Origin of the sequence: Bartonella sp. W8167 (assembly GCF_016100335.1) — a bacterium.
Taxonomy (GTDB): Bacteria; Pseudomonadota; Alphaproteobacteria; order Rhizobiales; family Rhizobiaceae; genus Bartonella; species Bartonella apis.
In genome coordinates, this window is record NZ_JACFSQ010000001.1 from 17876 (window position 1) to 41719 (window position 23844).

Here is a 23844-nt window from a genome sequence, read left to right on the forward strand (position 1 = left end):
ATCGCAGGTGGAGATAAAAATTGCTTGATCTTAGGCGTGCAAAGAAAATAGCAGTCGTCGGTGGCGGGTTGGCCGGCTGGTTTGCGGCACTGATGTTACGTCGGGTATTTAGCCCGAATGTTGAAATTGTGGTTTTTGAAGATCCGAAGCGACCGCATTATTCGGGCGGAGAAGGCGGGCTTGGCAATTTCGTCGTCAATCTACAACGCGCTTCTATTGATATTGACGAGTTTGTGCATAAAACAGACGCGACATTCAAAATGGGGAACGCCTATCGTGGTTGGCGTGAAGGTGGGCAGAACGATATCTATTATCAGCTTTTTCCTGCACCCAATGATCATGTTGAAGAAATTGATTTTTCCTATCGCGGAGTTTGGCCTTATCTTGCCACGCGTATTGCAACGCGAACGCCGATTCATACGCTCTTCCCCGGGTTTTCGCTCATTGAAGCAGGATCATCGCAAGTTGAGGCGAATGCGGTTTTCAATTTGCGTCGCAGCGGCATTCAACCGACATTTCATTTTTCTGTTGGCAAGCTCGTAACGCTTTTGAAAGATGTTGGTGTTTCACATCAAATTTCCAGCCGCGAACAAAAGGTAACCGATCTCATTATTGCATCAAATGGTGATGTGACTGCTTTGAAGCTTGGTAGCGGTGATGAAGTTGCAGTGGACTTTGTTGTTGACGCTTCCGGTTTCGAGCGCATCAGCGCAGGGGAAAAATATAAAACCGAATGGCGGTCATTTTCATCAAGCTTGCTTGAAAACAAAACTTTGTCATTTTTTATGCCGAATGGCGGAAAAAATCCATCTTTTGTGAGCGAAGCGGCTGCACTTGGCGCAGGCTATTTATGGCAAGTTCCGCTCCTTGATCACGTTTCGGCGCAATATGTCTTTTCGGATAAATATACAACCGAGACGCGAGCCAAAGAAGAGCTGCAATCCTATCTCGGCTTTGCAATTACGCCGGGTGAAGTGTCAACTTTCGAAGCGGGAAACTTCAGAAAAATCTGGACAAATAATGTTGTTGCATTGGGTGTCGCATCAGGGTTTGTGAGCCCGATCGAGACGACGTCTCTTGGACATTTGCTTCAACAACTTGTCGAACTGGAACGGACTTTTCTCGATTGCCATGGAATTATCGGTGACCACACGATTGAGGCTTTCAACCATGCAAATGATAGAAGTTTCAGTGAGATAGCGGATTTTGTGCGGATGCATTACGACGGTGGTCGGCGTGACAGTAGCTTCTGGCGTGATGCCGGTCAGGCAAAGCGATCGGCAAATTTGGAAGCCATGAAGGCCTGTTTCTATGAACGGCTACCGCGCATTATTGATATTGACGGTTATGGTACTGGCTGGCGCCCACTTTATCATTTGATGAACTGGATGTTTGTTGCAGCCCCTCTGGGCATTATCAGTGCCGAGGCAGCTATGAGCGAACTCAATTATTTGCCACCGCAAATACGCCAGAGAATGGAACAATATGGTGCAGAATTGATGCGTATGCGTGCGTCAGTGACACAACCACAATGGGGAGAAGCACTGCCAAGAGAACAGCGGGGCGGACAGGGCTTCTCATCCTATCAAAATTTACCTGCCGGTGGTGCATCATATTATGATCAGGAAAACAACCGGCAGGTTTCAGGCAATTCCGACAATTTCCAAGAGGCGGAAGGGAGCTTACGTGCCACACACCGTTAACTTAAGCCTTTTACAAAAACTGTTTGTGCTCGGAACGGGTATCATTGCGTTCAGCTTGGGTTTTGCCGGTTGCACCACAACAACATCGCAAAGCCCCCGCGTGGTGCGCCATCATCCTGCCCAGCCACGAGCCCAGAGCGGTCAGCCTGGACTGTTGGCTGACGCCATGGCTTCTGTTGCGGACGAGCATAATAATAGCGTCGCAAAAGGCGAAAATGGCGAAGGTTTGAATCAACAAACGGTAACTGGTGATGCCGCTAAATCTTCCCGAAATGCCGACAATGATTCAATCGCAAAATTACAAAGCGCAAGCGGTAAAGATGGTCCGATTAAAACGATCGGTTTGACTGGCATCGGCATTAAGGATGCAGTCGGGGTTGCGCTTGCACGCCACCCCGACATCGGGCGGGCCAATGCGGTTGTAGCCCAAGGCAAGGCACAAATTGCTATCGAAAAATCGGCTTGGTATCCGACTCTTCAATATAGCGTTAATCCCGGTTATAACCGCTATTACAGTTCTTCCAACAACAAAAATGACCCCGGAAGTGTGCGCGGCACAGTGGGAGCCTCGCAACTTATTTATGACTTTGGCCGCACCTCAAGCCGCATTGGTGCGGCACAAGCCACCAACGAAAAACAGATGCATCAACTTGCCGGCACAATGGAAGATGTTGCGCAGAACATGGCCAACACTTTTATCGAACTTTCGGCTGCTCAGGATCTCATCAGTGCTGCCCAGCGTGAAACCAATTTGTTGCGCGACACACATGATAAAATTTCCCAGCGCGTCAAAGCCGGTCTTTCCGACGCTTCCGATCTCAATCAGGCTGAAGTGGCAATGCAACGGGCAAAGTCCGATTTATTGCAGGCAACAACACGTTTTGATGTAGCTGCAGGAAAATTTGCCCAAATTAGCGGTTTTCGTCCAACAAAAGTGGCAACACTAGCAGAGACGACCCGCTTTATGGATAGTTTGAGCAAGGGGAAGGGCGATGTTGACAAGACGCCGGCAGTGCTTGCGGCAGAAGCCGAAGTCAAAGCGTCTCAACAAAGGGTGCGGCTTGCAAAAGCAGATCGTTTCCCTTCTGTAAGTCTTGGTGTCAGCCAATCGGGAGCAACAGGCCAGCGCAATGCAACCAATGATAGCACATTTGTCGGTTTGCAATTGAGCGGACAATTTTCGACGGGAAAACGCGAAAAATACCAAATCGAAGCTGCCGAAGCAGAATTACGTGCCGCAAGGCAGGCGCGCGACAATGAACAACTTGTCTCGCGCACCACGAGAGGTTCTGCAGAAACAGAAGAAAAGGGCGCGAGTGCCCGTATGGATAATGCCAAACAGTTGATGGATTTGTCGTTATCGTCGCGCGACCTATATTGGCAACAATATACTTTAAACAAACGTCCGCTCACTGACGTCATCAATGCCGAGCGGGATACATTCTCGGCCGAAAGCGATCAGATCACAGCAATATCTGATCGCCTCTATGCAAAAGTAAAAGCCTATTACGCGGTGGGGCAATTGGTCACCCGTTTGCGTGAGCGCAATTGAAAGTTCCAAAATGTCTAGTTCGCAAACCATTTCCAATCGGTTATCTTTTCCGTTGAGGAAGAAAACAAAGAAGACAAATGCCGAGCCACAGGTTCAAAACCAACGGACGGAGGGAGCTTCTGCGTTCAGGAAAAAATCGCCCGAGGCGGAACAGAAGCCAATAAAGCACAACGGACGCTCCCCCGAAAATAAAGCACCGCGTGAGCCGGGAAAAGGTCCCGAAGTGACAGAACGACCTTCTGTTCAGCTTGAACAGATTGATGCTTCTTCATTGATTGCCAAATGGGTGGATATTCTATTATTGGCAGCCCGTCAGCTTGATATTCCGATATCCGACGAACTTGTGAGAAATGCTGCCAAATGGAGTGGAAGAGAAGCCACCGAGCAATCAATTATAGACGTTGCACTGGCATCCGGACTTGCGGCAACTTTTGTCGAAGTGAGTGCCAGCGAAATATCATCAGTGATGTTACCCGCTGTTATACAGGTTGATGGCACGCTAGGGCTTTTGACCGGTCGTGACAAAAACATAGCCATTGTGCATTTTGTGGCGGACAAAACCGCTTTTGAAAAGCGGATTCCGTTTGCCGATATTGTCAAAAGCGATAAAATCAAATTGCTTCTTCTCGAGCGTCATCTTGCGGTTCACGATGACAGGCTTGACGAATATTTGCAAAAAAAGCCGAAATCGTGGTTCAAAGGACTTTTTGTCACCAATTGGCCAATATTTCTGCAATTGGGTTTGGGATCGCTTGTCGGCAATATGCTTGCAATCGGCACATCGCTTTTTGCTATGCAAGTGTGGGATCGGGTGGTACCGGGACGTTCGACGAATACGTTATGGGTTCTCGCTTCCGGCGTTGCACTTGCTCTTCTTCTCGAATTTGTGTTGAAAACCACCCGCGTTGCAGTCACCGACCATTTTGGCAAACAGGCTGATCTCAAATTGTCGGCCATGTTTTTTGCCCGCGTGTTGAATATCCGCAATGATGCGAGGCCAAGGTCACCGGGAACATTGATTTCGCAATTGCGTGATCTTGACCAGATGCGCGAATTGTTAACGTCAAGTACACTCGGTGTTTTGATCGACTTGCCATTTGTCGTCTCTTTTCTGTTTATCATCTGGCTTATCGGTGGACCAGTTGTTTTGGTTCCTATTGCTGCCATTCCATTCATTGTTCTTCCCGGTATCATCGCGCAATATCCATTGGCCAAGCTTTCCAATGAGGGGCTTGAAGAGTCAGCCATGCGCAATGCTATTTTGATGGAGTCGATCTATCGGGCAGAAGACATAAAATTGTTGCAGGCCGAACCGCGGTTTCGCCGTATGTGGGATGAAGTCAACAAAGTCAGCAGCAAGATCAGTTTGAAGCAGCGTGAAATTGCTTCAATGTTGATGAATTTTTCTCAAACGATGCAGCAAATTGCCTATGTCGGCGTGGTCATCGCTGGCGTTTATGGTATTCTTGATGCCAAGCTTTCATTTGGTGCTGTTCTTGCTTGTTCAATTCTTACAAGCCGCACTATTGCACCGCTTGCGCAAATTCCGGCTATTTTAAGCAAATTACAAAATGCACGGGTGGGGAAAAGAGGGCTTGACGGTCTGCTCACTCTGCCGATCGATCATGATACCGATAAGGATTATTATCATAAGCCGGTTTTGCAAGGTCAGTACCAGATGCAAGACCTCGTTTATCTTTATGGCCCGCAAGAAAAACCGGCTTTGATTATCCCTAAACTTAATGTCCGTGCCGGTGAAAAAATTGCGATCCTCGGCCGTGTCGGTGCCGGTAAATCGACCTTGCTTCGTTTGTTTGCCGGCCTTTCGGCTCCGGTTCAGGGGCGCGTTTTACTTGATGGCACGCCGATCGGCATGATTGATATTGCAGATATTCGTCGTGATGTCGGTGCAATGTTCCAGGAATCAAGTTTGTTTTACGGCACATTGCGTGACAATCTTCTTGCTGCCAATCCTTTGGCAACCGACGAGCAACTGCTGGAAGCAATGCGGTTATCCTCGGCCGATCATCTCCTTCTCAATCAGCCACACGGGCTTGACCTGAAACTTCGTGAAAGCGGTGTTGGCCTTTCGGGCGGGCAAAAACAAACATTAATGTTGGCGCGCCTTTTCTTGCGCTCCCCCCACATTGTGCTGCTTGACGAGCCGACGGCATCTCTTGATGAAGCAACCGAGGTGGCGGTGCTTGAGCGGATGAAATCATGGCTCGGTGATAGAACATTTATTGTTGCCACCCATCGTTATCCGGTCTTACAGCTCGTTGATCGTATCATTGTTGTTGATAACGGACGGATTGTCCGCGACGGACCGAAAGACGAGATTTTGGGTATCCATCCAGTCAACACCGTAACACCCGAAGGCTCCTCGCGGTCGAAACAGGGGGTATGACAATGAATGTCGATTCACTTGTAAAAATTCACGGCGTCAACCAGCGTGCACGTGTCATTTTGTGGATTATCATTGCGATGATCTGCATTTTTATTGTCTGGTCCTATTTCGCGGTTTTGAACGAAGTGGCTATTGGTGAAGGTAAAGTGATGCCGGCATCAAAAGGTCAGATTATCCAGAATCTCGAGGGTGGAATTCTTGCCGAACTCATGGTGAGAGAAGGCGACGAAGTCAAAGAGGGGCAAATTCTTGCTTCTCTTGATCCGGCAAAAGCCAAATCCAATGTTGATGAAACACTTGCCAAAATTGTTGCTCTCAAAGCACGAGCCGCACGGCTTGACGCTGAAATGAACAATCAGGAAAAAATCAATTATCCGCAGGATATACGCCAACAGAAGGAAGTCATTGATCGCGAGACCGAGCTTTTTTATACCAATAGACAAGCTTTCAAAGAAAATGTTCTCAACCTCACAGAGCAGTTGAAACTTGCTCAAAACGAAGTGGAAATTGCCAAACCGCTTCTTAAGACTGGAGCAGCAAGCGAAGTCGAAGTTTTGAAACTTCAGCAGAATGCTGCCGAACTTTCTTCGCGTCTTGCCGCTACAAAAAACGAATATTATGTCGCTTTGCGTGGTGATTTTACAAAAACCATGGCTGACCTTGAACCGTTGTTAAAAGCACGGGAAGGATTGGCCGATCAGTTGACCCGTACAGTTATTCGTGCCCCTACAAACGGTATCGTCAAAGATATCCGTGTCACCACCATTGGTGGTGTTGTCGCGCCGGGGGGCACGCTCATGGAAATTGTACCTCTTGGCGACCAGCTTCTTATTGAAGCCAAATTAAATCCTCGTGACATTGCCTTTATCCATAAGGACCAGAACGCGAATGTGAAAATCACTGCTTATGATTCAGCAATTTATGGTTCTTTGCCAGGGCATGTGCAAATGGTTTCGCCGGATTCGATTGAAGACGATGTCGACAAACGTGTCTATTATTATCGCGCCTACATCCTGACCGACCACAGCTATCTTGAAACCAAAGACGGTAAAAAACACCAGATTATTCCAGGAATGGTGGCAACTGCCGAAATTAGCACCGGTGAAAAAACTGTACTTGATTATCTTATCAAACCGCTCAATCGGGCGAAGGAGGCGCTACGGGAACGTTAGAAAACGGGATAAATCAACGGTGATAGACTAAACCCCTCTTTCACCCGTTTTATCTCGGGCCCGCTCTTTATTCCCCCAACAGTAGAAGAGTGGGCCACCTATTTTTTGAATTTGTGTTCGAAACAACTGGGTTGAAGAAATAGCTTTTAAAGTGAAAAATATAATAAAATTAAATAATTATTGAAAAAATAATAATAAAATATTTAGCAATAAACAATATTTATGGAAATAGACAAAATTGGATCGGACCGAGTTTAGAGGACTTGAGACTATATAATGGTTAATATTGCCGAACTGCTCAAGAAGTCGATAGAAAAGCAGAAAATGAAGCCGACATCGGAAGTGCGGCAGCACATCTATGAAAAGGCACGTTCTGCAATCAAATCCAAACTCTCCGAAATGGACGCTCCGGAACTTGTGCGACGTTCCTATATGCTCCAGCTTGAAGCAGCAATCTGTGAAGTCGAGGCTTTTTACGTTCTGGAACCTGAATTTTTCGAACTCAGGGAAGACAATGCGACCTGCCATTTTGCTTACAATGCTTACCTTCCGGATTATTTTGGAACCCGTCGTGATGTTGTCGTTGACCCGTTGAAATTGCGCCCTTTATCCGGCGAACCAGCGCAATTAATAAAGATTGAAAAAATCGACGAAGACAAGCAGGCACTTCAGCCTGATAGGGAACATGAAGTTTTTACTTTACATTCAGGACAAGAGGAGAGTTCGCAAGTCTTGCCCGATGAGGCTTACCCTGTTGACCTCAACATTGCAGATCAGTCGCGAAATGATAATCAGAACTCTGAATTAACAGATATCAATGGAGAGCGTAGTGATAAGTTTGAGCCATCCGGTTCTGATTTGGATGACGGCCATATCGAACCGCTGATTGAAGGCCTTGAAGAGGAATTCAATGAACTTTCAAAGAATATTGCCGATGAAACTCTTGAAAAAGAACGTGAGGATCAAAACGTCAAAGGAGAGGAGCAGATATTTCAACCTCGCCCCGTTGTAGAAGACAAAAAGTCGGCGAACGACGACAGTCTTTTTGTTAAAAGTGATGCACAGGCGGAGCACATGATCGAGGCCGAGCCCCGTAGTGTCAATCTGCGTGAAAAAGCCGATGACAGTTCACAAAGCCAGGCGCGCGACAATTTAGATCTGCGCGACAAGACAGCAAGTGAAACTCGCTCGGAAAACAGACGAGCTGAGGAAGTAGCGCAAGAACCGATAGGTCGTGTTGACCCGATAGTGGCAAAAAGTGCTTTTTCGAACACTTTAAAAAATGAGACAAGAGTTGAAAACGATTACGCGAAGAAACCGCAACCGGCTTTTACTGAAATGCCTGAAAATAGATTGGAAACAACGTCAGTCAATGCCGGTCAATCAGAAACATCGTCTTTAAAGCAAGATAGCGTTGCTGCGACAAGCATTAATGCTCGACACATAAAAGACATTGGTGAGGTCGGTGTTGGTGGGAAAGATATTGACGGGAATGACATTGATAGGAAAAACATGGACGCAAAGTCAGGGACTCCGAAAGAAGCGACTGGCGTCTTTGGCTTTTCCAAATCCAGACGTGGTTTTCCCCGTCGCTCGGCTGTTGATGATTATCCCCTCTATATTGATACACCATCCTATCCAGCTTCAGCGGGAGGGTTCTTTGCAAAGGACGCTTTTGGTACGATTGGTGGACAGACGGCTAGCATGGAAAGGCAGCCCTTTGGCACGTTCGATAGAGAGACTGCCACCAATAAAGCCGATAGCGGCAGTAATCATCAAATAGCAGGCTTTAAAACAGAAACGGTCGTTATGGCGTCAACAACGCCGATTTCCAAGGACGCTGATAAAGCTGAGATTTTCTCTCGCAAAGCGAATGGTCAAGCGGGTACAAATGAATTGCAAACACCAGAAATTGCAACCAAAGAAAATCCCGCTAATATGTCGGCCTATAATGCTGACAAAGGTGTTGTAAACAGTGTTATGTCTGCGGAAACCACTGCTGCCAAAGTTTCGGCGCCTATTTCGCAAGGAATCGGGCACAATAATCCACCCAACAAACCAGATGTAGAGGAACTGAACCGCAAGCAAGATAAAACTGCCGACAGCTTTTTGAAAGTCGGTCAAAATCCTGCTCAAAATGATCGTACCGTTTCTCCCACCAATAACCGTTCTGATGACGATAATCGCTTGGGTGGTTTATCAAACCGATTTTCTAACGATGCAAATGGAAAATCGATAGAACAAAATAATGCGGATACAAAACCACAGGCCCAGTTAAATCGTTCGTCGGAGAAGACTTTTTTAGTTGAATCCGCTGCTCCAGTTAAAAATAATTCCGGCGAAGAATGGGCAAAACCAGATGATGGCTCCTCTTTTCCAGAGGGGCAGGCAAGTATATATGGGAAAACTGAAGTTATTTCAGAAAAACGCACAACTATTTCCAACAATGGCGGCACGACGTCAATTGATGAAGAAAGCAAGGTGCTGACTTTTTCTGGCCACGAGATTCCGGGGAAAAACAGAAAGGTGGAGGAAGAATTTCCTGCTGGCGTATCAGACGAAAAGGAAGAAAAAGAGACTACGCTCGACATCGCCGAAAAATTCGATCAGAAGAGAACTGAGTTTTTCGACCGTCTTGATAATGCACGTAACGATCGGCTGGAACAGGATCTCTTCCCGACGGTAAGTTCTTTCGATCAAAAAGACAGGGGAAAAACCGTTAAACGTTCGCTATCGCGTGGGCAACGGCCAAGTAACTTTGCAAAAATATTAACCGGCCGGTCGATTGCCGCCGGCGCATTTTTTATTTTTGTACTCGCTTTCGGTGCCTATTTTTTCAGTCATTCAGGCCCGTCAATACCACTTTCCGAACAACATCCCCAAAATATTGCAATGCGAGATCAGGATGTACGCAATAATCCGGATCCGGCACAAACCGCTGCTATCAATGACAAGGGACCAAATGGCAATGTGGAAAAATTATTACGCGAAAATTACATTGTTTCAAAAAATCAAAAAAACGACCAGAACAATTTTGGTAAAAAAATTACAGAGGAAAAAGCTGATGAACCTCTAAAATCCGGTGAGAAAGACGAAGTCAAGCAGACAGAATCTGATGATATAAAAAGTTCGAATGATGCGTCATCGGTGATTGATCAAAAGCAGCCTGAAAAACTTGCATCCATTCCGATTTCGGTGACGAGGCCAGTTGTAGAGGAGATGCCAAACAAAAATAGTGATGACGAACCTACCGATAACATCAAGAATGATACGGAAAAGTTGTCTCAAGACAAACAAGGTGCGGGTATTGAAAAACCAGAGGCCAGTCTCTTGCTTATCAATGATAAAAAAGGCAAACAAGTGAAATTGCAATCGACTGTTACATGGTCGTTGAAGCCACCGCATTCACCTGAAAACCCTTTGGATGAAACAGCCTTGGTTGCCAATTTTAAAACCGATGATGGTAAACTTGGTGCGCGCATGAGCATTCGCAAAAATTATCGCGATAATCTCGGTGCAACCCATTTGATTGACCTTTCGTTTTCGCAAGCGGACGGCTTCGATAGTGGGGTCGTTGTAGATGTTAAGGGAGTTTATTACGGCGACAAAATCAATGTCTTGAACAAGCAGGCTTCAACAATTGTCGCTGACCTTTATGAAAATAATTTTGTGGCTTCATTGCGCGATGATAAAGATAATAAAGAAAACAACAGAAACTTTTTAACTCGCTCTGCTGTTATCGGTTTCCAGACTGTTTTCACCGATGGAAAAACTGCTTTGTTCATGTTGAACAAAGGCGCAGCTGAAAATCAACTCTTTGATAGGTTTAACGACCCTACGACGCATTAAGCCCTTTTTTTCGCTGGAGACCTTTAAAAAACCGAGGAATTGCAAAGTTCTGTTTTGTTAAAGCATTTAATGCGACAAAACATCACTAAAATAAGTCGGCTTATATTTTTCGACGAGCAGAGTTTACCGAATTATCAAACGACGGGGTTTTATCGATTTTGCGGGCGAATGCAGAAAGGACCGGCTACAGCGGAATAGTATGGTCATCGGGATTGGCGCGGAGTGGGCGGAAATATAGTCAATTGAAATTGAAACGGGTGAAATTGAAACGGGCAATCATAAGTTTGATTTACCGATTTTTGAAGAGTTATTGAGGTGCTCATATAAACTTGTTCGGCAGAAAAAAGGCTTCAACGTTATCCACAAATTTTTATTTGATTTAAATTTGAATAAAATAATTCAATTGAAGTAGAATTTTTTATCATCCATAGTTTAAAAAAATTAATTACACTAAATATAATAAAAATAAAAATAAAAATTTTAAATTTAAATAAATATATTTATTTTAAAAATTTTTGAATTTAAAAATTATAAAATATATAATTTTCCCATTAAAAAATATGACTCATGAAATGAAAATTATAACGTTTTTCTTTTTGTAAATTACGATTATAAAAAAGTCTTACCGATATCGAAAAAAAATTTTTAAAAAAATGGACTCCTGATCGCAAATGATTAGGTGACGAATTGCCAACCAAGGGTTTATTATCTATTTGTTAAACAGTGTTAATCGTCGTGGTAACCGGGATTGTCTCTGGATATTTCGGTTTTCTGATATATTTGTTTGGAATCAATGTGATGCTCTTACACCATGGTGATTTTATAAAATTCGTTAACCATAAATTAACCATAGCTTGAAAAGATTTGCCAAACCGTTAAAAGACTATACTGATTCTTAACTGGCAAGTGCGTCGGGGCGGTAAAAATTAACTGTCCAGGCCGGTTTTCAGGCAAAAGGGGTTGTCGGCAAATTGCCGCAGTGAAGATAAGGCAGAAGTTTGGCCATGCTTTTTTTTATACATAAGGGGGTCGTATGAGATCTACACGTTCTGTGCTCTATTTGTCATTGCTGTTGACAGTGCTGTCGCTGTTTGCCTTGTTCTACACTCTGGTTTTTCATGGCGATTTTGTAGCGCACAATATTGTTTTTAACTCGATTATTGCCTGTTTTGATGTAATCGTTTTGCTCTATGCTCTCTACGCGAACTTTTTTGTCGGACGCGGCATTACACAATGGGAACAGTTCAAGCGTCATTTTCCGCGCGACGAAGAGCCGAAGCTTAAAGGTGGCATGCGGTTGCTTCGCGGTCGCCTTCACGATCTTATCAGTTTTAATGAAGATGAGCGGAACTCGGCAGTTGCGCTGGTGGCAAAGGCACTCGATTGGCGTGTCGACTTTCTGTTTTATGCGGCCGGTGCGGTTATCTCTATGGGCTTGCTCGGCACCTTCTTCGGTTTGACGTTTACCATGGAAGGTATACGCGGTTCGATTGACGTTCTTTCCTCTGCCGATGAAATCCAGGCGAAATCCCTTATCAATTCGTTGGCCGCCCCTCTTGGTGGTATGGCAACGGCGTTCTCATCTTCCATGTTCGGTTTGGGCTCGTCCATTTGTACCGGTCTCGTTGCGCACTTTATGGGGCGCGCGACAGAAGGCTGGGTCTATGACATTGAAAAATGGTCTTTCGTTGCAAGTGGTGAAGAAGCATCGAAAGTGGCGGGCGAGACCGGCACGATCGACGCAACGACACGCGCGATTAACCGTCTGGCAGCAGTTTTATCCCGCCATGTCGAGTTTTCGCATGAAGACACCGGCAAATTTCTGGATATCTCTGGCAATTTTGTTCAAGGACAGGCGATACAACAGGAAACGATGGATAAAATGTTGACTGTTATTTCCGAACAATCGGAAAATAATAAACAGTCGATTGAGACTATCCTGAACACAGTTACGGCCAATGGAGAGGCAACGAGGCAAATTGTCGAGATTCTTCAGAATAGTTCGGTTGTATTGGCAGGCCTTGGTGATATTGTAAAATCGAATAGCGCTTATATCGCTCGCAGCATCGAAGCACAGGAAAGCAACAGCCAGACAATTGGTCAGGCTATTGCCGGTTTGAACCAGATGCGCATAGAATTTATGGGTAGTCTTGATACAATTTCGAACAAGCTTAAAGGAATTCAGGACAATACCGGTGCTCTTGAAGCAATCTCGGATGAACTTAAAGGGGTTCATGCCAATACCAGTGCGTTAGAGGCAATTTCCAATGACCTCAAGGGAGTTCAGGCGAATACCGGTGCGTTAGAGGCGATTTCCGGTAATCTTAAAGAACTTCAGGCAAGTGCCGGTTCCATTCAACAATCAACCAATCAATTGCTGGGCTACAGTGTCAATCAGGCGGAAGCATTACAAAACGCAAATCAGGTTATGCAGGTTCAGCAAAAAGCAATTATGGAAGGGATGCGGGATTTGACCGAAGCCCGCGTTTCGATTGTGTCAGCAATACGTGCTGTCCAAAAGGTTAGCGACGTTCCACCCACGAAAGGCTAATTCATGATGAATTGCTCAGAAAATATCAAACGTGTGGTGTCGATCCTATTGGTGAGCTGCAGTATTGTTTCGACAGGATGTGCGTCGAATAGAAACCCTGCTGCTCGTGCAGATGTTGATACAATGACAACTCAGGCTGTTAACGAAAATCATCAGCCTGCGATCAGCAAGGATCCCAGAGTTGCGAATACTAACAATCCGGCAACGGCAAGAGCCAAGGAAGCTCTAAAGCGCGAAAAACAGAGATTGACGCTTGACGAAGCGTTGAAGAAAGCTGCCGATTATTCGTGGACGATTAAAGTTGCAAAGAGCCAGCTTGATATTGCCGAGAGTCGTCTTGATCAGGCAAAAGCCAAATATTATCCCACGGTCGGTGCGGAAATAACGGCTCCGAACCTTCGCTATGACGGTGGTATCACCAGCCGTGACCGTGATTTCGACGATACCGCTTTTGCCGGCCTCGATGTTCGTTATAGCATCTATGATTTCGGTCGACGCGATGCTGACAAGGAAGCGGCAAGTTACAACTTGCGGGCCAGTGGACATGCCAAACATGCTCAGGATTTGACGGTTATGTATGATACGGCCAACGCCTATATGGCGGTTCAGGCCTATACCGAGCAATTGCAATCGTCTATCGGATATGTCGACAAGATTACAGCATTGAACAAAACAATCGGTGAAAGTGTTTCCGGTGGCATTTCGCCACAGTCGGATGCTGTTCGCGGGCGTCTGGCCTTGAGCAATGCGATCAACCGGCGCAAGGATATCGAACTCAAATTATCACGTGCCCATCAGAAATTGAATGCGCTGGTCGGTATAGACGTTGAAGTTTTGCCTGCCAAGCGTATGGTATTGCCACATATCGGAGACCTCGATAGTGTCGCTGTCAATGCAGCAGACCAGAATCCGGCGGTTCTTGCCAGAGGTGCGGCTCTTGAAGGGAGCCGTAAGAGTGTGGTTGGTGCAAAAGCAAGTCTGAAGCCGCGGCTTGATCTTACGATTGATTATAAGCGTACTTTGGAAAACGTTGATAATCTTTACAACGTGTCGGATACAGATGGCGGTGTCCAGCTCAAATTGACGTTCGACATTTTTGATCTTTCCAAAAAGGCGAAGATTCGTGAAGCCTATGCACAGGTCAATGTCAATGAAGCACAATTGGGTAAAGAGCGTTCAACGGTGAACGATGAAGTCCGCGCACTTCTCGGCGATATCGATATCACATCGCAGCAATGGACAATAAGTGAAGAGGCAAGCAAGGAAGCGGATAAGACCCGTGGCCTTTATCTGGAAGAATTCCGTCTGGGCGACCGTAAATTGTCTGATCTTATTACTGCGGAAACCGAGTATTTTACCTCGCGCACAGATGCGATTGATGCCCGTTATGGTTTCATGCGTGCAGTGTTCAGTATTTATTACCTAGCTGGGAAGCCTCGTGAAGGACTTCAGGCTCTTCAGCTGGTGGAGCGTTAATAATGGCAGAAAAACGTGGTGGTGAAAATATCTGGATTGCTTATGCAGATATGCTGACCGTTCTTCTGATGGTTTTTCTTTTGCTGGCTATGTTGTTTCAGGTTATTGTTGCAACATCGAAAATTGCCGGCCCGGAAGATCAGGCAGGAAACCAGAACGCCGAACGTGAACAGACGTCGAAGAAGGCGCCGACAGTTATCGACGATCAGTCGAAATTTTCGATGGCTAATGAAAACAAGCCGAATAAGAATGGCGGTATTGACGATACAACGGGTAGCAACGAACAGGTTGCTGCCAATCTACCACTTGTCATGGTTGATACAGGGGCTTTGAAACCGCGCGATGGTGATTTGCGTCTCAATGTCGAACTGAATAGAACCTATTTGACATCTATCCAGCAAAATGAAGTCCGTGCCTGGGCCTTGAGAAACAAGGCTGCGCTTACAACGGAAAAATTGAGGATTTATTCGGTCGGGCGGAGTGTGAATGTTTCAACCGGTGACACCTTGCTGATGCAGGTCAACCGCGCTGTTGCGACAATGGCGGTTCTGCAGAAAGAAGGTGCCATTATTAAAAACATCAGATTTGATAATCTGATTGTGCCGGATAATACCGAAGACTATATCATACTACGTACTGAAGATAGCAATGCAAATAACAGTAAAACGCAGTAAGTGGGGAAAAATCATCGACGGGCTTAAGGCTGTTTCGTTAGGAAAATGGCTGCTTGCCCTTTGTGTGCTTGCTGCGTTTTTATGGGCTGCTTTCTGGCCTTTCGATGTTTTGGTTCGCGGACACGGAATTATTCGTGTCGAAGGCCACAATATTGAAATACAACATCCGGAAGGCGGAGTGTTGAAGCAACTGCTCGTAACCAATGGTGAAACAGTCAAAGCCGGGCAGGTTCTGGCAAACGTTGAAAACCTGACAGTTGCCGAAGATAACGAAAGCAATTTTATTGCCCTTCGTGCCTATGAATTGCGCGAACAACGGTTGCGTGCGGAACTTACCGGCAACGATTTCAATCCGCCGAAGCCCAATAACCCGAAACTTGCCGAAATTTATCAAAACGAAACGGATTTATATAATGCGCGCCGGCGTGCATTGGATGAATCGGTTGCAATTGCCAAAACCCAGTACGAGCAAAAAGAAGCCCAACTCGCGTCGAATGCAATAGCAATTGAAAATCTCGGAGCCGAAATGCAGCTTTCGAACGAGCACATCAAGCTGCTCGAACCGTTGGTGGCAAGGGGCGCAGCACCGGAAGCAACGCTCGTCCAGCGGCGCCTTGAATATCAAAAGGTTTTAAGCACACTTGCCGATGCACGTTCAAAAGTTCCCGGAATGACGGCGGCGCGTGATGAGGCCAAGCTCAAAATTTCGATGTATAGAACCGAATTCAACGAGGATGCCAATAAACAGCTTGCCGAGGTTCAGGTAAAGCTCGAAACTGCCAAAGCGCAGTGGGAAGCAAGCCGCCAGCGGGCAAAGAATTCGGAAATTGTCTCGCCGGTGGATGGCGTTATCCAACAGGTTGTCATGCCCCACGTCGGGGCAGTGCTTAGAGCCGGTGAAAAAATGTTCGAAATTGCGCCAAGCGAGGTGCCACTGGTTGCAGATGTAAAGGTTAACCCGCAAGACCGCGACCGTTTGTGGGTGGGGCAGGATGTGCGCGTTCGCGTACTGGCGATATCCAACTACAATAGTCCGACACTGAAAGGTAAAGTGTCTGTGATCAGTGCCGACGCTGTCGGGGAAGAGGATAAAGGGGGGCGCTATTATGAAGTTACCGTCACAATGGATGCGGACCAGCACAAGAAATTGAAAATATTTCCCGGAATGACGGTCGAGACTTTTGCATTGGCGGGGCAGAGGACATTTCTTCAATATTTGTTCAAACCGTTCCTTGATGGAATGTCGGTGGTCTTCAGCGAATGAGACGGGGCACTGTGTCGCAATTGAGCTTGTTAAAGAAGCAGGCTATAACTATATTTTAGTCGGGTGGAGTTTATACTGATTTCGGGGCTTTGGAGTCTATAGGGGTTATATCGAGATGAAACTACCTTTTCCACAGAAGGACGGAGTATCTGTTCTTGTTGATACGTATTCGGATAACGATGTACCGCTAGCGATTTCCCAGGTTGAAATCATTATTCGCGGAAGTGATGTTGTCATTCGTATGCAGGATGGCTCTGAACTGACGCTGGTTCAGGCTGCGCAAATGTCGTCCATGCACGAAAATTTGTTCAACCTGAGGTTTATGGATGGCACAGTTGTTTCATCGAACGAATTGTTCCAGCGTGCCGACCTCATCGAACCGGGTCCGGAATTAAGTGAAATTCGCGAAAAGAACGCAAAGGTCGATGCCAGTGCTGATCCGCTCGTTGCTGTTGTCCAGAATGCTCCGGTAAGCGAAACAACCGATCTTAATGCCGATGACGATGTTGTTGGTGGACAAAGTGGCGGAAGAGGCGATGATCGTCTTTCAGTTGCCGACTTTTTAGGCACACCGCCTTCGATACTTGATGACACAGTAAGCTTTGTTCCGTCGACGTCGGCCGGCGGCGGGGCTCCGTTGTCCAATCAGTCTCCTTCGGAACCGATGCCCAATCCTATGTTGCCGCCAACTCCCTCGGAACCGTCCACGCCATCTGAACCGTCCACGCCGGTAAATCCTGATAATGGTGGTGGTAGCCATAACCATAACGAAGGGAATGGCGGAAACAATAATAATAACGATAACAATAATGATCACAATGGTGGTAATAACGATAACAATAATGATCACAATGGTGGTAATAACGATAACAACAATGATCATACCGGTGGTGATGGCGATAACACCGGTAATGCGGGATTGGCTTTTGTCGACAAGGCCAATCTTTATCAGGTAAACAGCACCAGAACGACTGTCCAGAATGAGGATGGAACACAATCGACCGTCTGGCATCTGGGTGGCGGTTCGCCTGCTGCACGTACGAATCCTGATCTTGGTGTCCAATATGGCGAACCTGCTATTCTTGATTTACGTCATGAGGCCGGTCAGGAAAACGGATTTGTTGTCCATGCCGATAATGGTGCTTTCAAATATGGTCAGGTCAATACAGAAAACAATCCGAACAATCTGGATCGTCGTTTGGGACGTATTGTGTCTTTCGACCAGCTGGTCGGCGGGGAATCTGTTGCCGGCAAACATATCAAGGATGTCAGCCAAATTCCGGATGGTATGACTATTATCTGGAAGGGGAGTCCTGAATACGCTGATTTCGTTGCCAAATACGGTATCGAACTTAAAGACAACGAGATATTCGTCAGCTATAAGGGCAATGTTGATTATAACGGCAACAACGTCAACATCACCTGGGTTGATGACCAGGGTAAGGAAACCAGAGCAAAGTCCGAATTTACCAACCAGTATGTGGGTGATCATCCGGATACTGTTATCAATGGAAATCACGCGATTGTTTTGCCGCAAACGCCGAATGCCCGCGAAATCTATGGTGGCAGCGGAAACGACACGATTTATGCTTCACAGTTCAATAACCATATCAAATATGATGGCGAGGGTGGCACAAACCGCCTGATCTATGGCGATGATTATCCTGTTACCGCACAGCAGGGATCAAATGTATTGCCTGGTCTGACATTCGATATTGCCAATAACAAAGTTACCGATAATGGCAATAATGATGTTGCCGAAATGCACAATTTTACCGAGATTGTCGGCACCAAAGGTGATGACAAGTTTTTGATCGGTGATGTAGCGACCTCTTATTATTTTGACGGGCGCGATGGCAATAACATCTTCAATATGCAGATGACCGATCCGAACACCGGTGTCACTACAGGCTCGAGCGGTAATAACCGGTTATATGCCGGCGCAGGAGAAGATACGTATAATCTCGTTAATTCTTCGGGCAATAATACCATTGTCGATAGTGGTAAAGGAGACTCGAACGATAGCTATAATTTTGAATCCTCGACAGGCGTGAACAAGATTGCAGATTCAGGCGGGAGTGATTTCTACCACTTCAACAAGGCTATCAATCGCGTAGAGATCATTGATTCAGCAGCCGGTAACGATCATTATCAGTTTCATAATATCAAAGACAATCATGTTACGATCAATGATCTTAATGATGGTGACAGTTTAAGCGGAAGCGATGTCTATGATTTTGCTACTTTGACGGCTGGAAATTCAAAAGCAATAGATCATGTTGAGAATTCCATTGTTACTATTCTTGATGAAAATGGCAGCGATAAATATCAATTTGACCGCACAAAAGGTGGTTCTGTCACGATTGACGACGAAGGTGTGATCAGCGCAAAAGATAGAGCCGAGGACGAGTACCATTTTTCGGGTGCCGAAACAAAAATCGATATTACCGATAAGGATGGTGCTGATAAATATTCCTTTGATCATGCAAAGACCAGTGCGGATAACACAATCAAGATCAAGGATTATGGTACCGCCAATGATATTTATAATTTCAATGATGTAACATCGGCTAGCATGGCAGAAGGCGATGCCGCGAATATTTCGATCACCGATAATGGCGGCAAGGACGAATATCACTTTGACAGGGTTCAAAGCAAAGTCCACATTGATGATATTGGCTCGGGCGACAACTATTATACATTCCACGACGCCAAAAAATCCGATATTACCATTAACAATAAAAACGATGGCATTTATCTTGGTGGCAACGACATTTATGACTTTGCAACGCTAAAGGATAATAATGAATCCGCCACTGATCATATTGAAGATACAACAGTTGCTATTGTTGATGAACATGGCAATGATCTTTATAACTTTGATCGTACGACCGGTGGTTCTGTAACCATCAAGGACACCGGTGAGGGAAGTTCAAGCGACAGAACACTGGCAGCTGACGAATATCATTTTTCGGCTGCCGACACGAAAGTCGATATTACCGATAAGGATGGCGCTGATAAATATGATTTCAGCGATACTACAACATCGGCTGATAATACAATTAAAATTACCGATAACAGCGATAGCAATTATACGGACGATTATAATTTCAACGGAACCAAAGCAACAGATTTTGCTGCGGATGCAAATATCGTTATTTATGACGCAGGTGGCGCCGACCACTATCATTTCAATAACATCACCAGTAAGGTGAAGATTGACGATCATGGAGCGGGTAACGACAATTATACGTTCCATGAGGCAATTGACTCGGATATTACCATTCACGATTACTTCGATAATCGTTACACATCGCAATATCTTGACAATGTTTACGATTTTGCTACCCATGGTACGGGTAGTCAGAACCCGACCGATCATATCACCAATACGACTGTCAATATCACCGACGAAAGCGGTCAAGACCAGTATTATTTCGAACGCACGCAAGGTGGCTCGGTCACAATTGTGGATTCTGCATTCAACAATAATTATTCCAATGATAGGGATAGTTACTTCTTCAATGACTCCCATACAAAGGTTTCAATAACCGATGGTGGTGGCTCCGATTACTATTACTTCAACCGTATAACGGTTGATCAGGACAACACTGTTACTATCAACGATCAGGGTGGCAGTAATTCGGGAAATGACAAGTATAATTTCAATGATGTGAAAGCGACAGCTGCCGCTGCTTCCGGTGCGGCTCATATTACTATTTCTGATCAGTGGGGTTCGGACAACTATAATTTCAACAATTTTGGCGATGCCAACAGTTCGGTTGTCTCGACAGTAAAAATCGAAGACAGAGGCAACTCTCAAGATACGTACCTGTTCCACAATGCGGTGAACGCGAAAGTCGATATTCATGAATATCAAGGGAATTCCGTAGACGATACTTACGATTTTGCTACCAATAATGATACGGCTACCGACCATATTTCGAATGTCACTGTCAATATTCAGGATGAGGATGGACGGGACAATTATTTGTTCAACCGGACAGACAGTTCAACAATCACGATTATCGACAATTCTACTTGGAATGATAATTATTATTTCAACAATATCAATAATTCTACAGTCACAATTAGTGACGGTGGCAGCACTTCAAATTATAATAACACCCCTGATAATTTCAACTTCAATAACGCCAAGGGCGGTAGTGTGACGATAACGGAAGGTAGCGGAACCACTAGATATTACTTCCAAAAGGTAGAAACAAAAGTCGATATTACCGATCAGACGGGTGATGACAGCTATTCTTTTCAGAATTCGCTAACGAGCGATTCGAATACAATTACAATACGTGACAACTCTGGTTTTAATAGTTATTATTTTAGTGGAACGGATTCGACCAATTTTGCTAGTGGGGACAACTACAATATTAGTATAACGAATGCTGGAGCAGGGCGGAACTCTTATGATTTTACTTCTGCTCACTCGAAAGTCTATATTTATGACGCGGGGCGTTATGACGATTCATATGGCTTTACCAAAGTTCACGATTCTATTGTGACAATTGTTGACACCAGTTTTGATAATGGTTCCGGCGACTCTTATCGCTTTGGCGATGGAACGTTTGCTGGCCGTATAACAAACACTGTGGTCAATATCACCGATAACGGCGAGGCCGACACCTATTCGTTCCAATATTCGGATTCCGGCCAGGCAGATGGTGAGCGGGGTACAGTGACCATTAACGATAAAGGGACCGTTACTCAATATTCTGTTGATGACACCTACCTATTTTCCAATAGTCATTTGAAAACTGTTGATATTACCGAGGCTAGAGGCTCCGATTCTTATAACTTTACGAATTCGACAATCGACAAAGTAACCATTAACGATAATGGCGATAATACTACAAGTAATGGAGTATCGGGGACTGATAGCTATGATTTTACCGGTTCGGCAAACAAAGAAACGATAATCAAGGATACAACAGGCCAAAGCAAATACACGTTTACGAATGCCGGATTTGTCAATAAGGACGGTGAAAATGTGACAGCATCGTCGACTATCAGGATTATTGATGGCGACAGCACCGATACATACAACTTTGAACATGCTAAAGGCGATGTTACGATTTTTGACGGTGGTAATAACCAAAATTCCAGCAATTTCGACCGAATTGTTTATGATGCCCAAGGGCACATGGATGTTTATAAGGACAAGCAAGGCAATTATACCGACGAAAGCGGAAATGTGCTGCCTTTCGGTAAAACTCCGATTGCAAAACACGAACAATATGGCGCACAAATAGCTGACCAATTTGATTTCAAATATTCGTCTGCTTCGACAACTATAACGGATGGCATTACCAATGCCGCTGATAGCAGCGCAAGCGGCCTCGGGACCGACAACGGAAATTCGGACGGCATTTATAACCTGCAATATTCGACAGGTCGTACGGTTATCAATAACCGCGGCGGGTATGACAGGTATTACCTCGGCGGTTCAACCGGAGAAACCGTTATTCATGGTGGAACAGGTACCGATATTGTTTATGTCGGTAAAGGCAAACTCACCTATGATGGTGGAACAAGAACTGATGGTGGCAAGGAAAACGACTGGATTTCATTCCAGGATGTTCTGGAAAGCACAGATGCCAACGGTAACCCGGTCACTAATAAAGTAGATCCGAACCAGCGTACCCAAGGTGTCTATGTAAACCTCGCCGCTGGCGAAAAAGGCTATGCCAACCGTCATGATGTTACCGCTTTTGATGAAACGGGAGCTACCGCAATGAATGGTGATGGCCTTGGCACCTTCACCAATGTCGAAAATGTTATTGGCAGTAAATTTGATGATCTGATTTACGGCAATGATAAGGACAATTATTTCGTAGCAACGCAAGGAAATGATATCTATTATGGTGGTGCAGGTTCTGACACTTTTTTTGTCGGCGCACCGGATTTAGGCGGTCGTGTTGACGGTTTGTTGCCCGATAACGAGCGCGACCTCTATCAGCTAGGTCCGTGGGCAGATAAACCGAATCTCGGTCCTAGAGACGATGTGGAGATTAATCTTGATACCGGAGAAGCGAGAACGCTTTGGAAGGTTGGTAGCACGCAATCTGTAAACCAGCTTCATGATTTTGAAAATGCTTATGGTGCATATTTTTACAGCAACAGAATAACCGGCCGTTGGGGGACCGACGGAACATTGGTCGGCGGGTATAAGACCGACCAGATCTATTCCGTAGAAAATTCGAGTAAAGACGGCACCAGCTATATTGATGGTAATGATAGCGGTGCTTCCAGCGATACACTATACTATAATTATGTGAGCAACGGGCGGTTTATAAATGGCGTCTATGTCAAAATGGATGAAGGCCAAAGCTATTCCGGAAAAACGGTAAAGGGCTTCACCGGTTTTGATTCCAATAATGTTGCCCAGGGCACTCAAGGTCATGACATATTCAAACGCATCGGGACCATATATGGTACGCAAGGTGACGATTTGTTTGAAGGTAGCAGTGCCGGCGGACACCAATTTAACGGTGGCTCGGGCGGTAATGATCGTTTTATCAGCCATGGTGGTCTGGGTTCTACTTATACGCACGGTGTTGTCGATTACAGTCAAACGGATGAGTTTTTTGAATATCGCCTTTCAGGTGAATATAATGGTGATATCGTTCGTGGCCAGAACTCGTCCCATAAAGACAGTCTGATCAATGTTACCGGCATTATAGGTTCGAGAAGCGACGATACGGTCGTTTTCACCACTCACCCGTTAAACGACAATACAAACCTTATTTCTTTCGATGGGGGTGATGGCACCGACTATATGGTAAAAACCCATGTTCCAACGAATAATAGCCATCGTGGTTCTATCTATAATATTTCCGGTGGCATCAAGAATGTTGAAGGCATCAGCTTTATTGATGACTATAAAGATACCGTCAACCTCGATATGGACAAGTTTTTCAAGGATTTTATGACCGGCAAGCCAGATGATGGCGATCATTACCACGCCCACTTCTTCATCGACGGTCAGGACGAGTTCAACGCTATTTCTTCCGGAGCAGGAGATTGGCAATGGAAACTGACGTCGGATAACGGGAATGGCGATAAGCAATGGACTGCTTTCGGAAAAGATTCGGATGGCAATTACACGCAGGATACAGGCAACACCATCGACGTTACGAGAGGCAGTGTCGGCGACCATACACATCCGCAAGACAGATGAC

General features: G+C 45.4%; 10 protein-coding genes. All 10 read left to right on the plus strand.

The genetic code is table 11. From position 1 onward, the window contains the following. The first annotated feature begins 20 nt into the window (after nucleotides 1-20). The 10 genes from H3V12_RS00010 to H3V12_RS00055 all read left to right on the plus strand — a co-directional run bounded on the left by H3V12_RS00010 (nucleotide 21) and on the right by H3V12_RS00055 (nucleotide 23843). The gene (locus H3V12_RS00010; RefSeq protein ID WP_198211817.1) at nucleotides 21-1703 is read left to right on the plus strand and encodes a tryptophan 7-halogenase; all 1683 of its coding nucleotides are present in this window, start codon (nucleotides 21-23) and stop codon (nucleotides 1701-1703) included. After that, entirely contained in the window at nucleotides 1687-3255 is a 1569-nt protein-coding gene (locus tag H3V12_RS00015) for a TolC family protein (protein ID WP_343211708.1), read from the plus strand. Before H3V12_RS00010 ends, H3V12_RS00015 begins: the two co-directional genes overlap by 17 nt. 223 nt (nucleotides 3256-3478) lie before the next feature. After that, nucleotides 3479-5662 carry a type I secretion system permease/ATPase gene (locus H3V12_RS00020; RefSeq protein WP_343211707.1) on the plus strand — a complete coding sequence of 728 codons (2184 nt, stop codon included), beginning with the start codon at nucleotides 3479-3481 and terminating at the stop codon, nucleotides 5660-5662. A gap of 2 nt (nucleotides 5663-5664) precedes the next feature. After that, on the plus strand, nucleotides 5665-6834 hold the full coding sequence (locus tag H3V12_RS00025; protein ID WP_198211821.1) for an HlyD family efflux transporter periplasmic adaptor subunit: 1170 nt from the start codon (nucleotides 5665-5667) through the stop codon (nucleotides 6832-6834). Between the two features lie 276 nt (nucleotides 6835-7110). Then, nucleotides 7111-10683, plus strand: coding sequence for a hypothetical protein (locus H3V12_RS00030; RefSeq protein ID WP_198211824.1), 3573 nt, complete (start codon nucleotides 7111-7113; stop codon nucleotides 10681-10683). A 1033-nt stretch (nucleotides 10684-11716) separates the two neighbouring features. Beyond that, on the plus strand, nucleotides 11717-13234 hold the full coding sequence (locus H3V12_RS00035; RefSeq protein ID WP_075916368.1) for a hypothetical protein: 1518 nt from the start codon (nucleotides 11717-11719) through the stop codon (nucleotides 13232-13234). 3 nt (nucleotides 13235-13237) lie between these two features. Next, nucleotides 13238-14710: a TolC family protein gene (locus H3V12_RS00040; protein ID WP_198211826.1), complete on the plus strand. Its 1473-nt coding sequence runs from the start codon at nucleotides 13238-13240 to the stop codon at nucleotides 14708-14710. A 2-nt stretch (nucleotides 14711-14712) separates the two neighbouring features. Next, entirely contained in the window at nucleotides 14713-15384 is a 672-nt protein-coding gene (locus tag H3V12_RS00045; protein ID WP_198211828.1) for a hypothetical protein, read from the plus strand. Then, nucleotides 15359-16648: an HlyD family type I secretion periplasmic adaptor subunit gene (locus tag H3V12_RS00050; protein ID WP_198211830.1), complete on the plus strand. Its 1290-nt coding sequence runs from the start codon at nucleotides 15359-15361 to the stop codon at nucleotides 16646-16648. The genes H3V12_RS00045 and H3V12_RS00050 overlap by 26 nt, the downstream gene beginning before the upstream one ends. A gap of 115 nt (nucleotides 16649-16763) precedes the next feature. After that, nucleotides 16764-23843 (plus strand): hypothetical protein, encoded by a 7080-nt coding sequence (locus H3V12_RS00055; protein WP_198211832.1) that lies wholly within the window; start codon nucleotides 16764-16766, stop codon nucleotides 23841-23843. The last annotated feature ends 1 nt before the right edge of the window (nucleotide 23844 follow it).

Coding starts and splice junctions, on each gene's coding strand:
- H3V12_RS00040 (WP_198211826.1), top strand. CDS start 13,238: ATGATGAATTGCTCAGAAAATATCAAACGTGTGGTGTCGATCCTATTG.
- H3V12_RS00045 (WP_198211828.1), top strand. CDS start 14,713: ATGGCAGAAAAACGTGGTGGTGAAAATATCTGGATTGCTTATGCAGAT.
- H3V12_RS00055 (WP_198211832.1), top strand. CDS start 16,764: ATGAAACTACCTTTTCCACAGAAGGACGGAGTATCTGTTCTTGTTGAT.
- H3V12_RS00035 (WP_075916368.1), top strand. CDS start 11,717: ATGAGATCTACACGTTCTGTGCTCTATTTGTCATTGCTGTTGACAGTG.
- H3V12_RS00050 (WP_198211830.1), top strand. CDS start 15,359: ATGCAAATAACAGTAAAACGCAGTAAGTGGGGAAAAATCATCGACGGG.
- H3V12_RS00025 (WP_198211821.1), top strand. CDS start 5,665: ATGAATGTCGATTCACTTGTAAAAATTCACGGCGTCAACCAGCGTGCA.
- H3V12_RS00030 (WP_198211824.1), top strand. CDS start 7,111: ATGGTTAATATTGCCGAACTGCTCAAGAAGTCGATAGAAAAGCAGAAA.